Below are 14,985 nucleotides of genomic sequence, written 5' to 3'. Positions count from 1 at the left end.
GATTACTCTTGGACTGCCATGATTTGAGCGTCGTGTTTCCATTTCAATAACTGTTTTGCCAGCGTGCTCGCTTGGGCCGTGTGGTTGGCACTTTTTAGCCCGCGATCGATGATGTCTTCATCACCGCCGTGATAGAGCCAATTCACGGCGTAGACCACTTGGCAGTCCAAACTGCGGCGTGAGCAGACGTCGAAGTTGTGGTGCGATGCGACGATTTCGACAATCGCGGCGGGTAGTCCCCACAGCGCGAGCAGGTAAGCACCGACGCCCTGATGCGTCGCACCGATCCCGTCGAGTTCCAATTCCCACAGCGGGCGGTTCTCCGCGACAGAGACCCTCAGCAGTTTGGAATACTGGTCGGGAAAGGTGTCCATCAGGATCAGTTTTCCGATGTCATGCAACAACGCGCCGCTGAACACCGCCCCGTAGGTGTCATCGCTGGGGTGAAGGTGGCGGGTGAATTCTCTGGCCAACACCGCGACCTGGAATGAGTGATTGAACAAAGCGTGAGATGACCGGATGGCGGTTTCGTCGACACTGCGCAGCATGACTGCTTGTGACAGTGCCAGCCCCAGGATCACATCAGCCCCGACCAGCGACACCGCGTGATTGACGTCCAATACCGGGTAAGGCAGTGCAAAGATGGCCGAGTTTGCGACCTGCAACGTTCTGGCGCTGAGCATCGGGTCACGCGCAACAATGGTCGCGATCAACTGCGCATTCCAGCGTTCGCCCGCCAGTGCCGCGTTGATCTCGCTGATGACTCCCGGGACCGACGACAAACCATTTGCCTGGCCGATCGCATCCAAGACGGCCGGCGACGTGATCGTCGCCTGAAACGTTTCGGCACGCTTGATGGCATCGACCAGAACGTTCAAATCACAGGGTTTGGAGAGGTATTGGTGCATCGGCTGAACCGCAGTGAGCGCGGTGTCGCGGTCTGCTTGCCCGGACAGGACGACACGGAACACGTCGGGGTGACGTTGTTCGACCCTGCTTAACAATTCGGCTCCGTCCATCCCCGACATCTGCATCTCACTGACAATGACGTTGAAATTCCCCGATTCCAACAATCGCAGCGCTTCGGCACCGGAGGCCGCCGTGACAACCTCCCATTGGTCGATTTCACCTTTGATCCACCGCGACACGCCACGGAGCACGCGTTCTTCGTCGTCAACCAGCAGAATCTTCATGAAATTGCTCCGATCGATTCGGGCCACGTCTCATGAAACACGGATTCGATGTCGAGATGATTCGCACAGGCCGTGCGGGCCACGCGGGGGATCTGGATCGTGAAGGTCGTCCCGATCCCCTCGTGAACGTCGAACCAGAGTTTGCCCCGGTGTTTATGGACGATCACCGAGTGGGCGACCGCCAGACCTTGGCCGGTGCCTTTGCCGACCGACTTGGTCGTAAAGAACGGCTCGAAGACGCGTTTACGGGCCTCGACCGGGATGCCTCCGCCGTTGTCGGTGATCGTCACTTCAACACCATCGTCCAGGTTGCGGGTCGTAATCGAGATCGTGCCTTTAGAGAATTCCCCTCGGTCGATGCGGTCGCCGATCGCGTGCGCTGCGTTGACGATGATGTTCAGAAACGCTTGGTTCAATTCGCTGGGCAAACCGTCGATCGGTTGCAGGTCGTCTTCCAGTTGCGTTTCAACCTCGGCAACGTATTTCCATTCGTTTCTGGCGACGGTGATGGTCGACCGCAACACGTGATTGATGCAAAGTCTGGTCGTCTTGCCCGTCCCGGGGTGGGAGAATTCCTTCATCGCGGCAACGATTTTCGAAACGGCCTGGACGCCTTGGATTGAGTCCGCCAACGCGTCCGGAATCTGCTTCAGCGATGACCGGATTTTGGGCGCGTTGTCGCACCGATCGATCGAATGACGCAGAGAGAGCAATTGCGCATCGGACGTGGTTTCATCGACCAACGCCGGCAGCAAGTCGAGCAACTGCGACAATCGATCGATTGTTTTGGCGACGTAACGGACGTTGTCGCCGATGTACTGCATCGGTGTGTTGATTTCGTGCGCCACCCCGGCGGCGAGTTGCCCGACCGACTCCAGTCGTCGCGACTGATCAAGCTGATCCTGGATGAACCGTTGCCGTGTCACATCGGTTGCGACCAGCAACGTGACACCAGAGTCCGCCTGAGTGAGCGGGCTGGTGCGCATGTCCAGCGTGCGACGACGTCCGCAGCGGTCCGTAAAGCCGATCTCGTCGTGGCAAGGGGCATTCGCCGGCTGGGAGTGTAGCAAGGCTTCCAATTCGGCTTGGTCGGTCCACGCAATCGGCAACTCGGTCATCACTTTGCCGATCGCGTCATCAAGACGAATTTCGAACGTGGCTTCGGCGTGGGGATTCCAACGCGTGATGCAACCATTCCGGTCCAAGCAGACCAGAACGCTGGGAATCGATGCGATCAGCACCTCGGCGTCGTGGTGAGCCGAATCGAGTTTTGACTGTTGTGACGCGACGACCTGCTTTAGATCATCGAGGTTCTGCCGGTGACAGCGGAGCAGACGACGTTTTTCGCACAGTGACGTCGCCAGTTGAACCGCCTCGATTTCATCAAACGGTTTCTTCAGCACCAGCAACCTGTCGGTGCGTCCGATCCTTTCGGCGATTTCGCTCCAGCTTTGATCCGAGTAGGCGGTGCAAACGACGACTTGAAGGTCTGGGTCGACCTGCCAAAGTCGCTCGATGGTTTGCACGCCGTCCCAACCCGGCGGCATCCGCATGTCGACGAACGCCGCTCCAAAGGTGATTCCGCGTCGTTTGGCTTGCTGGACGAATTGAAGCCCCTCGAGGCCGTGGCGGGCACAACTGAGCTGATAGTGAGGGGCCGGTTCACGGGGCGTCGGCGGCGAACCGAACAGCGCCGCGTCCAAGGCCAGCAATTCGTCCTGGGGATCGGGCGTCGCAAAGATTTTTCGGAAATCATTGTGAATCGCTTCGTTGTCGTCGATCACCAGAAGATGTTCGACGGTCGCCTTGGAGCCACTCATGCGTTTTCTCCGGAATCAAGTGGAGACAAGTCCATGTCGTCAACGCTGTCGGTGTGGTGGTCGTGTTTGTCAACGGTGTCACGCGCGTCGACCGGCAGCCGCAGAACAAAGCGAGCGCCTTTTCCGATCCCCGCGCTGGTCGCCGAAAGTCGTCCGCCGATCTCGGTGGCAGCATTGGCGCTGCTGTGCAGCCCGAATCCGTGACCGTGGGCTTTCGTGGTGAAGCCGTGCTGGAAGATTTTGTTGATGTCCTCGCTGCGGATACCGATGCCATTGTCGGTGACTTCGAAGAGAACGTGGTCCTGTTGTGTCCAGGTTCGCAGCAGGATCCTCGGCTGGGGCACGTTCGCCTCCAGCAATGCATCTTTGGCATTGCAGACCAAATTGATCAGGATTTGCAAGATCCGGTGTTTGTCGGAAACCAAGGTCGGCTCGGGCGAAGCGACCTGTTCAATGAACTCGATGGCGTGGTTGGTCAACGATTCTTTGTTTGCCGTCATGACGTCGCGAATGATTTCGCTGGCGTGGAGTTCCTGTTGCAGCCCCGAAGTTTTGGCCATGGTCTGCTGGACGGCGATGATCTCTTTGATGTGTTCGATATTTTTGGTCAGATCGCCGATTTCTCGGTCGACCGACACGCGCTCGTTTCGCAACGACTGAGCGACCAACACCAGGTACTTGGGAAGGTTCTTGCCGCGGTCGTCGTGTTCGATGAATTCGGCCAGTGACGATTCGTATTGGGAAATCAGGTCGGTCGCCTTCTCCAAGTTTTTCAGGGCGCTGTTTTCGAATTGTTTTCGAATGACCGAGGCGGAAACATTGACGCTGTTGAGGATGTTGCCGACGTTGTGCAAGACGCCCGTGGCGACCTCGGCCATACCGGCTTGACGCGAGGCGTCGACGATCTCTTGCTGCAGCAGTCGGTTTTGTCGTTCCGCTTCGACGCGATCGGTGATGTCACTTTGGATGCTGATGAATCGTTCTGTCGTTCCGTAGTTGCCGGGAATCGGTCGCAGTTCGATCGCCATCCAATAGGGCGTGCCGTCCTTGCGATAGCTGACCATTTCTGCATTGAAGGCCTGTTTGGCGTCGATGGCACGACGCATGTCCGCCAACGTTTGCGGGCACGTCAGTTCGCCGAATTGAAATCCGGACTCCGGGGCGCCGATGATCTCGTCGGCTTCAAATCCGGTGATGCGGGTAAACCCTTCGTTGACCCATTCGACGTTGGCGTCGCCGTCGGTGATCGCAACCGCGTTGTCGGTGTACTTGGCGACCAAGGCCAGTTTTTCCGCTTCGGCGGTCTTGATCGCCAGCAACAGGTTGGCCTTGACCAGATCTTTGGTGCGTTCGTCCACCTTGATGTCCACCGACCGTTTCGCTTCGACAATCTCCGTTTGCCGCGCGCAAAGTTCGCGGAATTCGTTACGCAATCGCCGACACCCGGGGGCCAAAAAAGCGACCTCGAACAGCACCCACAAGGCGTGTTCGATCCAGCGATAGGGACTCTCGGTCACGATGCCGAACGCCGAGAGCGGATAGAACACCCCGCGGACAAAGTGGTCGACCGCAATGACCGCGGTCGCCGTGATCAAGATCGTCCAGTCACGATAGATGCTGAGGATTGCCAACGAGGCAAAGACATGGAAGTGCGTCTCGATTCGACCACCTGACAAATGGATCAGCAACGCCGACCAGAGCATCTGCGTCGTCGCGACCACGTGACGCGTGTGGGCGGCGGTGGGGTAGGTTCGCAGCCACAGAATCGTGAACGCCGACAGCGAACCGCCGATGAATACCGAGGCCCAAAGATGAACGTGCGGTTCGAATTGATTTCCGATCCAGGTCAGCGGGGAGTAAAACGCGGCGAACGCGATTCCCATCAACCACTGGCAAACCATCAACCACTGGATGAATCCGCTGACGCGCAAACATTCCTTCTTGTAACGCTTGCGAAACAGCGTGTCGGCACTCTCGATCGCCCGGGCACTGTCGGTCACCATTGCCGCTCCGAATCCGAAAGCATCGAACATCCGAAGACGGGCCACGAGCCGAGGTCATCGTGCGGCTCATTGATTCGTTTCAACAGATCCAGGGACGAAGGGCTGTCTCCCTCGTGCCCGCGGTAGGGCGTGATTCCGCCGCTGAACGACAATCGGCCTTCGCCGTCGTAAAGCAAGACCTGACCGGAAACGTAGACACCGAATCGTTTGCACAGTCTGCCGCCGTGGTCAACCACGACCTGCGACGTGGTGAGTTTTGAAAGTGCCGTTGTCGTTCGGGTCTCGATCCAGGCGTCATCCTGGTCGCCGGGGCAATAGGCGACGGCCGTGATTCGCAGTGAGGGCCGAAATCGTGGCTGCAGCCTTTCCAAGACCCGTACGGTCGCCGCGGTACAGGGGCATTTCGGGTGGTAGAAGACCAGCAGGGTCGGCACATCGGCCGAAGGAAATGTGCCCGCCAAGGAGGTGTCACACAGTTCCACGTCCGTCACCCGTCGGGGCGCCTGCCCTGACTTTCCGGGACGACTGGAATAATCCGTCAGCTGAACGAAGCCGATCGCCGACATCGCAAACAGTGCGACAAATGTCATCAATAGAATCGGCCGTGAATTCATCCTGCTGTCCCCCTCTCGTTTATCTGACGCCATCACTATCTGTTGGTCGCGGCCGGTCGGCTGGCAACGGATCGATGACGCTTTGAGGGGAATCCCGCAGCGCGTGCCGGTCGAGCGTTGACGCGGTTCGCACTCCCTGGCGAGGGGCTTACGCCTTCTCTCGTTCCCGGGCTCCGCCTGGAAACGAACATTTCCAGAGGCTCCGCCTGGGCTGCGCAAAATCTGGAGTTTGCGGTGGTTCGGAATCCCAGCGAAATCACTCCGCGATGGATGGTCAACTCACAGCCGCCATCGGGTGACGAAACACGAGTGGCATCAGCCGATTCGCGCAAGCGTTCGGGCCCCAGCGTCGGTGTAGGCCCGTAGGCTGGCGCAAAACGGCTGATCCCAAGCGGGTGTAGCGGAATCGAAAACGCCAAAATCCTACGAACGAAAACGCGAACAAATCGAATGATTCTGCGCAGCCCAGGCTCCGCCTCGCGTTACACGCGGCGCGTGTGGCAGGAGCCGCCGTTTGCAGTGCGTTCCCGGGCAGAGCCCGGGAACGAGGCAGAGAATTGAACGCCGATGTCACTTGCCCTCCCGGCGAGGATCACGTGGACGGATTCTTACCGGCTCATTCTTCCGCCGACGTCGTGCCCGTTGCCGCCTCGGCTTGCTCGAACATCTCCTTCATCATTTGGTCGTCCGGCTTGTGCTTGAGGTAACGTTCACTCCACCGTTTGGCTTGATCGTTGTCCTGCTTTTGCAGGTAGACGCGAACCAACCCGTACCAGGCGGCCAATCCCATCCGGGCAGCGCTCGCTTCACCTTCTTTTGCGATCGTTTTCTCGGTCGCATCGAGCAGGACCTTTTCCGCTTCGTCCAGCTTGCCCATCGCCAGCAGGCTTTGGCCGATCCCGTTCAGCGCGGCGCCCTGAACCGGCGATTCACTGTCGATCCTCTTGAATTGTGCGATCGCTTTTTCGTACTCGCCCAGATGCACGTAGGTCCAACCCAGTCCGTTCAACGCCACTTCGTTTTCCGGTTCCATCTCCACCGCCTTCAGGAAGCTCTTTAAGGCATCCCCGGGCTTGTGCGTCCGCCAGGCCTTCCAACCCTCGCTGGCGTGGACCGATGCCGGCACTTTCGGTTCGTGATCCGCCACTTTCGACTCGCGAGCAGCGGCGGCCGCGTCATGGTTGACCAATGTTTCCACGCGGGCGGCGATGATTTCTTCGGCCGCTTCTTGACGTTGTTTCAACTGGTGTTTGATCCGTTGCAAATCGGCTTCGGCTTTTTCGATACGGGCCAATTGCAGTTGCATCTGTAATCGGAATGATTGTCGGACCAGGGATTCGATGACACTGCGCTGATCGGACTCCGCCGACGGAGTTGTTTTTGGCTGTGCCGTCGATTGATCGGTCACCGTTGCCAGCGGTGCGGCGCCCATGCGTTCGAGCTGGTCGTCGATCAGGTCTAGGTTTTCCTTGAGTTGCTTGAGGGCAGGATGGTTTTTCGCGACCCGATCGGATAACCGCGACAGATGCCGTTTGGCCTCCATTGCGTCTCGGCGGAGTTGGTTTTCCAACGTGTGTGCGTTCTTGTCTGACTTGGCGATGTGATCCGAATCGGGGCCCGACTCGGAGGTAAAATCAGCGACCCTGCCATTCTTTCCGTCCACGACAAACCGCTTGCCGGAGTACTGGCCCTGAAAGGTGGTGATGTCCAGCCCCGTGATATCCTTCAGCCGCGCCCGTAGTTCGCGGCCGTTTTGGGTATGCCACGCGTAAGCCCAGAAGTAGTCTTTGCGACTTTTGTCCGCCGCGGGAAAATAGGTGATCACCTCGGTAGGAATGCTCTCGGGAATCCCGACCACACCGTGTTCGAAATAGCCGGCGACGATGACTTGGCGAACGTCGGCGTCGGGTGAGATCTCCAAATTCCATTGAGCGCCGAAATAGCCGCTCATGACTAACACGATCGGTTGCCCCGTCGGTTGCACGGTGACGAACACTCGGTCGTCGGTGCTATGGTCCTCCGGCGAGTAAATACCGATGACGTGCATCTGGCACGATGCAAGTTTGTCTGGCGGCAACAGTTCCGCGACCGCGGTGGACGCCGTGCCCACATGCATGCCGAGGACGCCGAGCAGAACCAGAGCAACGGACTGTAGTTTTCTGGTGTTCATTGTTCACTCCGAGATTGATGATGGGTCGGCAAATGGGTCGGTAGCGGATTGTTCAAGTAAGAGATCAAGTTCGGTTTCCAATTCGTCCAGTGGTGTCGTATCAAACTCCCACCGCAAATGTGTTTGGTCACCGTCGTGCAGAAGTGGATTGCTTCGGGGCGACGCTGACGGATTACTGGTATCGTGCTCACCGGTCTGATTGCGCGGGACTTGTTGATTTGTGAGTCGATCGATCGCGAACCATCCGCCGACCAGAACGACAGCGACCAACAGCCCCCTGAACAACGCGACTGGTCGATGCTTCCTTGTCGGCTGCAGGGCAGGCAGCAGCGTCGTCGTGGGTTGGCGGAGATGGGCCAGACAATCCTCCAGGTAGTCGGCCAACGCGTGGGCATCGTTAAACCGCCGTGAAGGATCCTTTTCGAGCAATCGGTCGATGGTCTCCCCCATCCAACCGGGCAGATCTTCGCGCAGTTGCGATAGAGGCCGATGTGCCTGGTCGGTGATCTTGCGGAGTACGCCGTAGGGCGTTTCGGCACGGAAGGGTGGACGACCGCACGCCATGGCGTACATCACGCTGCCCAGGCTGAACAAGTCGGTGCGGCCGTCGACCGCTTCCCCCTTGGCCTGTTCGGGCGACATGTACTGGGGCGTCCCGGCCAGCACACCGCTGCGTGTCAAACTGGCGTCATCGGCCGTTCGAGCCAAACCGAAATCGGTGATGATCACTCGGGAAACACTGGCTGGCATCAAGATGTTGGCCGGTTTGATGTCCCGGTGGACCAGTCCCTGGTCATGTGCCGCCGCCAACCCGCGAGCGATTTGAAGTGAAATCCCCAGAATGTCCTCGATCGACATCGGCGCGGCACGATCGATGCGCTGCTGCAGCGATTCGCCTTTGATGTAAGGCATGACCAGGTAGGGCATGTCATTCCATTGATCGACGCCATAGATGGCGATCACGTTATCGTGCAGCACGGCGGCGGCGGCTTGTGCTTCGCGGGCAAAGCGTTTTCGCGCCGCAGAGTGACCGGCATAGGCTGGGCTGAGCACCTTGATGGCGACGAAACGATCCAGCGAAACATCCCGGCCCTTCATCACCACGCCCATTCCACCTTGGCCGATGATACCGGAGATCTCATAGCCGCCGAAGCGCCCCAGCATGTTCGGATCGTCAGTGGGATCCAGGAATCCGACGGCACCACCGAGGGCGTCGCGCCGGTCGCCGGACGGATCTCCATCGTCTGCATCGGTACGAGTGGGCAGCGGCGCGTCTTCGGTATCATGCTCACCGGGAATGTCACCGGCACAATGAAGAAAGGCTCGGGCATCATCCCAAAACGATTCGTCGGCCGTCCGGCGAGTCAGTTCGGCATCGCAGCGGGTGCATGTTTCGAGGTGTTGTTCCAGTTGGGCGAGCTCGGCGTCGGGAAGTGATCCGGCCAGAAAGGCTTCGATCTGGTCGACGCGACAGGAAGTGCGTTTGGTTTTCATCGCTCGTCGCGGTCTCCCCGGAGATCGAGTTCTTGGACTTTGTCTTTCAGACGCTTCATCACGCGGCTGCGCGCCGTGTAGACACTGCCGCAGGAACGTCCCAGCGTTTCGGCGACCTGCCGAACGTCATGACCGAGCACCACGCTGCTGTAAAACGCTTGCCAGGTCTGGGGCTGGAATTCGTCGCGGATCTGCGACGCGGCGACCAAAAAGATTTCGCGGCGGTACTGCATCATCAACGTTTGCGTTTGCTCGTCGTCGGCCGGCTGTTGGTTCAGCAAGTCGATCACGTCGCTGCCGCCGACGGCTCGGTCGGGCACACCGCGGGTCAGCGCGTTGATGATCGCGCGTCGGGCGATCGTCTTCAGCCAGGTTCGGAACTTCGCTCGGCCGTTGTCGACGTCAAATCCTTCGATCGCTCGCGAGATTGCCAGCAAAACTTGCTGAGCCAAATCCTCGGCGTCGGCCGGCTGCATTCCCCGCTGCCTCGCCATTCGGCACACGACGGGGCGGTACAACGCCGAGAACTCGGTCCAGGCCTGACGATCACGCGGATCGCGGATCCGCATCAACAGGCTCGGTCGTGTGTCAGGAACGGACATTCGGGAAATAGAGTGGGAATGGGGTGGCCGACGCTGTTTTTGAGGGCCGACGCTGTTTTGAGGCACAACTCGGGCGTCTTCACAGAGTCCTACTCACGCGACGGAACCAAATCTGTCATCAAGACGGGCGGTTTTTGTGAAAGATTTCCTTCCCCTGAAGCCATCCTTCGAAGCAAGGGATCGCCGGCCAGCGAGATGGATGTTCAGCATCGCGAGTTAGGGACCGCTCGACCAACCGCATCCGTAGTTTGACAAAGACATTTTGATCCGCCACGCTAGGGGGCCGAGGCGGGCGAGTCGGGTTGTCCTTTTTATCTTATCAATTCGTTTGCCGAGTGACCTGTTTGTTCTGGTGACGGAATCGAGGCACGCGACATGGCTCCTGCTCGGAAACGCTGGCTGACCGACGGACTGGATCTGGACTCGAACTCGCGGGATCCGCTACCGCTGGATTATCCCCCGCAAATTCCCGGGGCGTGTCGTTCGGCTGCCGATTCGGTCGTCTACCGTGGTCCTCCGCCGGTAGCCGATGGTGATTCGCGGTCGGATGATCCGGATCGTCCGCGTGCGTTTCCAATTCCGCTGGATCTCTCGCCACGTCGTCGTGAGTTCGAAAGTCGTGAGAAATCGGCGTGGGTCGGTTCGATCATCGTCCACGCGGCGATCGTGTTGCTGATCGCCTTTCTGATCGCGCCGGCGGACTTCAGCGGCTACACGACGCAAACTTTGGTGATGACACTCAGTGAAGAGCAGCCGGAGATTCCGATCCCGATGATGCTGGTCGACGACGTCGCGTCGGAGGACTCGTCGCTGTTGGCGGAGGTCGAAGAAGATCCGGAGATCGTTAAACCGGTGGAGGTATCACTGGACGTCGCCCGCCCGGTTATCAAACTGGCCGGGATGAAAACCAAGTCCGGTAAATCCGTCGGCAACGTCAGCGGCGGGGCGCGTGGTTCGTTTTTCGGCATCGAAGCGGTCGGACAAGACTTTGTTTATATCGTCGATCGTTCCGGCAGCATGAACGGAGTGCGTTATCGTCGTGCGATCGATGAATTGACGCGGTCGATTCGCGAATTGCGAGAAGACCAGCGTTTCTTCGTGTTGCTGTTCAGCAGTTCCAGCACACCGATGTTCAACGGCGTGCAGTCGATGGACATGATGCAGGCGACCGCCGAGAACAAGGAACGGCTGGAAGACTGGCTGGCGACGATCGGCACCGGCGGCGGAACCAACCCGAATTCGTCCCTGCGAACCGCGCTCCGAATGAATCCGAATGCGGTGTTCATGCTGTCCGACGGCGAGTTTACAGAGACGAAATCCGGCAAGCGTGGCACATTGCTGAAAGCCGGCGGAGACGCGCTCTCGATCGCTCAGGCGTCGGGCACCTCGATCCCGATTCATGCGATCGCGTTTGAAGATCCGCGGAGTTGCAAGAACATGAAAGAATTGGCCGAACTGACCGGCGGCGAATATCGCTTCGTCAACTCGTCCGGCAAAACCCAGCGCGAACTGCTCGCCGATGCGAGAGCCCTGATGGCCGAGCCGAAAAGCAAATCGAGGATGCGTCGGCAAGGTCAACTGAGTCATCAAATCGGATCGATCCAGGTGTCCGAAAAAGCGAAGCAGACCTACGCGGACCTGTTGGTCGACGATTTCGAGGATGCCTACGGCAAGATCGGCGAACCTGACGCGGCCGCTCCCGTTCCGCCATTGAGCGAATTGCTAGAACTCTTAGAAGCACTGGTCAGCAGCGATCCCCGCCGCATCGCGCTCGCGCCTTTGCAAGACAAGGTTGCCGGGGAATTGTCGCGTCGTTTGCACGAGGTGGCGGACACTGCTGAAGTCGAATCCGCCTGTGACGCCATCATCCGATGGCGTGGTTCCCGCGCCGCGACAAGCGTCTTGGACCGTGTTGCCGATCATCTGGCAACATTGAATCACGACGAACCGTCAAAGGCGTTTACCAGACTTCGGTTGATCAAGCGATTGCACCCGCAATCCAAAGCCGTCGACGTCTGCCAAACTCTATGCGATCGAATTCGTGATCAGATCGTCCAACAGAGCAATCAGTTGCTCCAGCGCGGCGATCTGGTGGCCGCGATCCGGATGTTGCGCACGACCAGTTCGGGCGAATTCGATCCGACCGTCCGCTCGTTGACCTATCAAACGCTGCGTGATCTGACGATGAAGCAGTTGGCCGCGGCGCGCGACGCATCGCTAAGCCACAATCGGGAGCTCAAAGATTCGATCAACGCGCAATTGCAGAAAGGATTCGAAAATGATCCGCTGCTTGACCAGTGGCGCAAAGAACGCGTCAGCCGAGAACTCAACGCGCGGCGGATGTTGTTGCAGGTCGGCAACAATCATCGTTACGCGGGGATTAAACAGAAACGACAGCAGCTTCAAGCGATCATCGATCGTTATCCCGAGGCGATCGCGGCAACACAGGCGCAAGCCCAGCTGGATCAATTGCCACGGTGGGAAGCCGCGGTCGAGCAAGAGGAATCGGAGTTGATTCGAATGATGGACGACACGCGACGACGATGACCGAAGCAACGCCACGCAGACCACGGCTGCAACCAAGGTTGCTTTGCGGGGTCGTGTTGATCCATGCGGTCGCCTATTGGGCATTGGTGTTCCAGTGGCAATACGTCGATCAAATTTGGCGAGTGATCGCGTTGGGCATTGTGCTCGGTCAAGGTTCGCTGCTCGCGATGATGGCGATGCTATTCGCCAGATCCATTCCCGTCCGTGTCGCCCTGCCGTTGTCCGCGTCGCTGGGATCTTGGTACGGTCTGGCAAAGATCGCCCAATGGGGATTCGGCGACCCGGGGGCTACGTGGTGGGCCATCGCGATCGCGATTCAAACGATCGTTTGCGTGGCGGGTGCGGAGGTGATGCGAGAGAAAGTCAGGCATCATTTCGCGGCGATTGCAGACGCCGCCGGGACGAGGGAGCCGCCGCTACAGTTTCCGATCCGTTCGCTGATCGCACTGACGACGATGTCGGCGATCGGGTTCGCCGTGATCCGTTATGGGCAGCGGAGTGGTTGGTGGTCGCCCGAATCAATGGACATCGACGAGAACCTGATGATGGCGGTTGTCGGATTGATCCTCGCAGCGGCGGCGCTGATGGTGGTGTTCGGCTTCCTATCGCGAAGGACTCACGTCATCGCCGTACGAATGGCAGCGGTCATCGCGTCGGTGCCGGTGATGGGCTATCTGCTGCACGCCGGAGCGGTCCGTGCGGGATTGAGCGGCGGATCCGATCTCAGGTTAACGATCGTGATGCTGACCGCCCATGTGGCGTGTATCTTGATCACGTGGGTGATCGTCTATCGGTTGCCGCCCTACCCCGCCAGTTTTTCGACGAATGGGATGATGTCTGATTCGTAGGAGAACCCGACCGTGTCACCGGCGTCGACGAATTGTTTGACCAGTTTTCCGTCAGCATCAAAGATCAAGACTGCGGGGATCGACGGAATGTCGACGGTCGCAAACACATCGTCACTGGGAGTGTTGCACAAATAGTTGTCAAATCCCGCCCCCATGGCGTTCAGGAACGCGGTGACCTTTTCCTGGTAGTATTCCGGCGGACGCGATTTCCGCCCGTCGTAGTCCACCGCCACGCCGATGCAGGAAACGTCTCGGGGCATGGATTTGCTCAGCCGGACCAGGCCGGGAAATTCTTTGACGCAGGGTTCGCAGACGGTCGACCAGAGATCGACGACCGTGACCTTGCCGGTCGACTTGGCGTGCGATTCGATCTCCTGCCAGCTGGCGAATTGCAACTGCACGCCGGATTCATTTTCACCGCTGCTGGAAGCCGAATCCTCTGACGGCGGCAGCGCATCCAGGTCGGGCATTTCAATGCCTCCGGCCCCCGGCCCGGTCGGTCCCCCCGGCGCCGTCGAGTCCGCCCCCGGGATTGCTTGATCGGGAAGCTGCATTCCGCCGCCGACGGCATCCGCGGTGGGGGCCGCCGAGGGGGTGGAGGACGCCGATGGGGCGGCCGGCTCGTCGGCGTTTTCCGTCATCGTCGAGTCGGCCGTGCCGCCGATGGCCGGTTCTGGCGTGGGGGCATCGCTCGAATTCCCGCCGCCGCAGCCGACGACCAAGACGGCTGAGAGGATAACAAGAACGCGGGGCAACGTCCGCACCAAGTGGTAAAGCGGCCTTTGATCCGAGGGACACGTGGACATCGTTGAAGTCTGCCGAAGTTTGACGGGGAACGGGTGAAGCGACAAAAAATCGGCGAGCGACACGATCCGCTGGGTTTGGAGTCACCGTTCTTCAGATAAACTGTGTCCGATCCGCCGAGTCCCAACATTGTCCAGAATTCGATAGATGACCGCAACTGATGGAGATATGTCGACGACCGAATTAGTGGTCGCATCCAAAGCGGGCGACAATGCGGCGCTCGGCCAACTGCTCGAGCAATACCGCGGCTACCTGTTGATGTTGGCTCATCGCAACCTGTCCGAACAACTTCGCCGCCGCGTCGATCCGTTCGACATCGTGCAGATCACTTTTTTGGAAGCAAAACGCGACTTGCATTCCTTTCGCGGTGATTCTCCCGGCGAATTCGCCGCGTGGTTGCGCGGGATGTTGAAAAACAACGTGGCCACCGCCGTCACCCGTCACGTGATGACCCAGAAGCGGAGTATCCGGCGCGAAGTCAACGCGGACGCCAAGCAAGGCAATGATTCCGGCGGCGCTCCCTGGATCGCCCAACTACCCGGCAGCACGACCAGCCCGTCCGGCGTCGTGATCAAAGAGGAAACGGCGATCGCGTTGCTCGAAGCGTTGCACCAGTTGCCCGAAACGCAAGCCGAAGCGATTCGGTTGCGCTACATGGAAGGGTTGCCGTTGGCAAAAATCGTCGACCGGATGGGAAAATCCGACACGGCTGTCGCGGGCTTGCTAAAACGAGGTCTGCAAAAATTGCGGACCATCATTGACCCCAAGAACAACCCCTACATGTAAGGCCAGGACACTGTAAGGCCGCCACACTTGGCACGTGCCGACCGGCCCGCGCGCCCCCGGACCGTGGGGATCTGGCCTTTGACTCTGGCCGGTGGGAATCACGC

11 protein-coding genes are annotated in these 14,985 nt (G+C 59.1%); 3 read left to right on the top strand and 8 right to left on the bottom strand.

The features are described 5' to 3' along the window. Window positions 1-2: 2 nt before the first annotated feature. From Mal15_RS03035 to Mal15_RS03005, 7 genes are all read right to left on the bottom strand, one after another. A complete protein-coding gene (locus Mal15_RS03035) occupies window positions 3-1,193 on the bottom strand; it encodes a response regulator (RefSeq protein WP_147866407.1) in 1,191 nt (396 codons plus the stop codon). Further along, complete coding sequence (locus Mal15_RS03030; protein ID WP_147866406.1) at window positions 1,190-3,013, bottom strand: hybrid sensor histidine kinase/response regulator; 1,824 nt, start codon at window positions 3,011-3,013, stop codon at window positions 1,190-1,192. The genes Mal15_RS03035 and Mal15_RS03030 overlap by 4 nt, the downstream gene beginning before the upstream one ends. Next, the gene (locus Mal15_RS03025; RefSeq protein WP_147866405.1) at window positions 3,010-5,016 is read right to left on the bottom strand and encodes an ATP-binding protein; all 2,007 of its coding nucleotides are present in this window, start codon (window positions 5,014-5,016) and stop codon (window positions 3,010-3,012) included. The genes Mal15_RS03030 and Mal15_RS03025 overlap by 4 nt, the downstream gene beginning before the upstream one ends. Continuing rightward, window positions 5,010-5,630 (bottom strand): TlpA family protein disulfide reductase, encoded by a 621-nt coding sequence (locus tag Mal15_RS03020; RefSeq protein ID WP_167546611.1) that lies wholly within the window; start codon window positions 5,628-5,630, stop codon window positions 5,010-5,012. The genes Mal15_RS03025 and Mal15_RS03020 overlap by 7 nt, the downstream gene beginning before the upstream one ends. Before the next feature lie 616 nt (window positions 5,631-6,246). Further along, window positions 6,247-7,800 carry a tetratricopeptide repeat protein gene (locus tag Mal15_RS03015; RefSeq protein WP_147866403.1) on the bottom strand — a complete coding sequence of 518 codons (1,554 nt, stop codon included), beginning with the start codon at window positions 7,798-7,800 and terminating at the stop codon, window positions 6,247-6,249. Window positions 7,801-7,803: 3 nt separating this feature from the next. Continuing rightward, window positions 7,804-9,294 (bottom strand): serine/threonine-protein kinase, encoded by a 1,491-nt coding sequence (locus Mal15_RS03010; protein ID WP_147866402.1) that lies wholly within the window; start codon window positions 9,292-9,294, stop codon window positions 7,804-7,806. Continuing rightward, window positions 9,291-9,896, bottom strand: a complete 606-nt coding sequence (locus Mal15_RS03005) for an RNA polymerase sigma factor (RefSeq protein WP_147866401.1) — start codon at window positions 9,894-9,896, stop codon at window positions 9,291-9,293. The genes Mal15_RS03010 and Mal15_RS03005 overlap by 4 nt, the downstream gene beginning before the upstream one ends. A gap of 375 nt (window positions 9,897-10,271) precedes the next feature. Between Mal15_RS03005 and Mal15_RS03000 the strand changes: the two genes are divergently transcribed. Together Mal15_RS03000 and Mal15_RS02995 are read left to right on the top strand one after the other, a co-directional pair. Beyond that, the gene (locus Mal15_RS03000) at window positions 10,272-12,443 is read left to right on the top strand and encodes a vWA domain-containing protein (protein WP_147866400.1); all 2,172 of its coding nucleotides are present in this window, start codon (window positions 10,272-10,274) and stop codon (window positions 12,441-12,443) included. Then, a complete protein-coding gene (locus Mal15_RS02995) occupies window positions 12,440-13,291 on the top strand; it encodes a hypothetical protein (RefSeq protein ID WP_147866399.1) in 852 nt (283 codons plus the stop codon). Before Mal15_RS03000 ends, Mal15_RS02995 begins: the two co-directional genes overlap by 4 nt. On the opposite strand, the gene Mal15_RS02990 is transcribed toward Mal15_RS02995, so the two are convergent. Further along, window positions 13,246-14,097 (bottom strand): TlpA family protein disulfide reductase, encoded by an 852-nt coding sequence (locus Mal15_RS02990; protein WP_147866398.1) that lies wholly within the window; start codon window positions 14,095-14,097, stop codon window positions 13,246-13,248. The two genes, Mal15_RS02995 and Mal15_RS02990, sit on opposite strands and share 46 nt — an antisense overlap. Before the next feature lie 145 nt (window positions 14,098-14,242). Between Mal15_RS02990 and Mal15_RS02985 the strand changes: the two genes are divergently transcribed. Next, window positions 14,243-14,881 (top strand): sigma-70 family RNA polymerase sigma factor, encoded by a 639-nt coding sequence (locus Mal15_RS02985; protein ID WP_147866397.1) that lies wholly within the window; start codon window positions 14,243-14,245, stop codon window positions 14,879-14,881. Window positions 14,882-14,985: the final 104 nt, after the last annotated feature.

The sequence above is a fragment of the Stieleria maiorica genome, from assembly GCF_008035925.1.
Taxonomy (GTDB): domain Bacteria; phylum Planctomycetota; class Planctomycetia; order Pirellulales; family Pirellulaceae; genus Stieleria; species Stieleria maiorica.
The sequence above is the reverse complement of the archived record's forward strand: the minus strand, read 5'-3'. Positions and strand labels throughout refer to the sequence as shown.

Excerpts from the sequence above, each read along its gene's own strand:
- Mal15_RS03035 (WP_147866407.1), bottom strand. The coding sequence starts at position 1,193 with ATGAAGATTCTGCTGGTTGACGACGAAGAACGCGTGCTCCGTGGCGTG.
- Mal15_RS03030 (WP_147866406.1), bottom strand. The coding sequence starts at position 3,013 with ATGAGTGGCTCCAAGGCGACCGTCGAACATCTTCTGGTGATCGACGAC.
- Mal15_RS03025 (WP_147866405.1), bottom strand. The coding sequence starts at position 5,016 with ATGGTGACCGACAGTGCCCGGGCGATCGAGAGTGCCGACACGCTGTTT.
- Mal15_RS03020 (WP_167546611.1), bottom strand. The coding sequence starts at position 5,630 with ATGAATTCACGGCCGATTCTATTGATGACATTTGTCGCACTGTTTGCG.
- Mal15_RS03015 (WP_147866403.1), bottom strand. The coding sequence starts at position 7,800 with ATGAACACCAGAAAACTACAGTCCGTTGCTCTGGTTCTGCTCGGCGTC.
- Mal15_RS03010 (WP_147866402.1), bottom strand. The coding sequence starts at position 9,294 with ATGAAAACCAAACGCACTTCCTGTCGCGTCGACCAGATCGAAGCCTTT.
- Mal15_RS03005 (WP_147866401.1), bottom strand. The coding sequence starts at position 9,896 with ATGTCCGTTCCTGACACACGACCGAGCCTGTTGATGCGGATCCGCGAT.
- Mal15_RS03000 (WP_147866400.1), top strand. The coding sequence starts at position 10,272 with ATGGCTCCTGCTCGGAAACGCTGGCTGACCGACGGACTGGATCTGGAC.
- Mal15_RS02995 (WP_147866399.1), top strand. The coding sequence starts at position 12,440 with ATGACCGAAGCAACGCCACGCAGACCACGGCTGCAACCAAGGTTGCTT.
- Mal15_RS02990 (WP_147866398.1), bottom strand. The coding sequence starts at position 14,097 with ATGTCCACGTGTCCCTCGGATCAAAGGCCGCTTTACCACTTGGTGCGG.
- Mal15_RS02985 (WP_147866397.1), top strand. The coding sequence starts at position 14,243 with ATGACCGCAACTGATGGAGATATGTCGACGACCGAATTAGTGGTCGCA.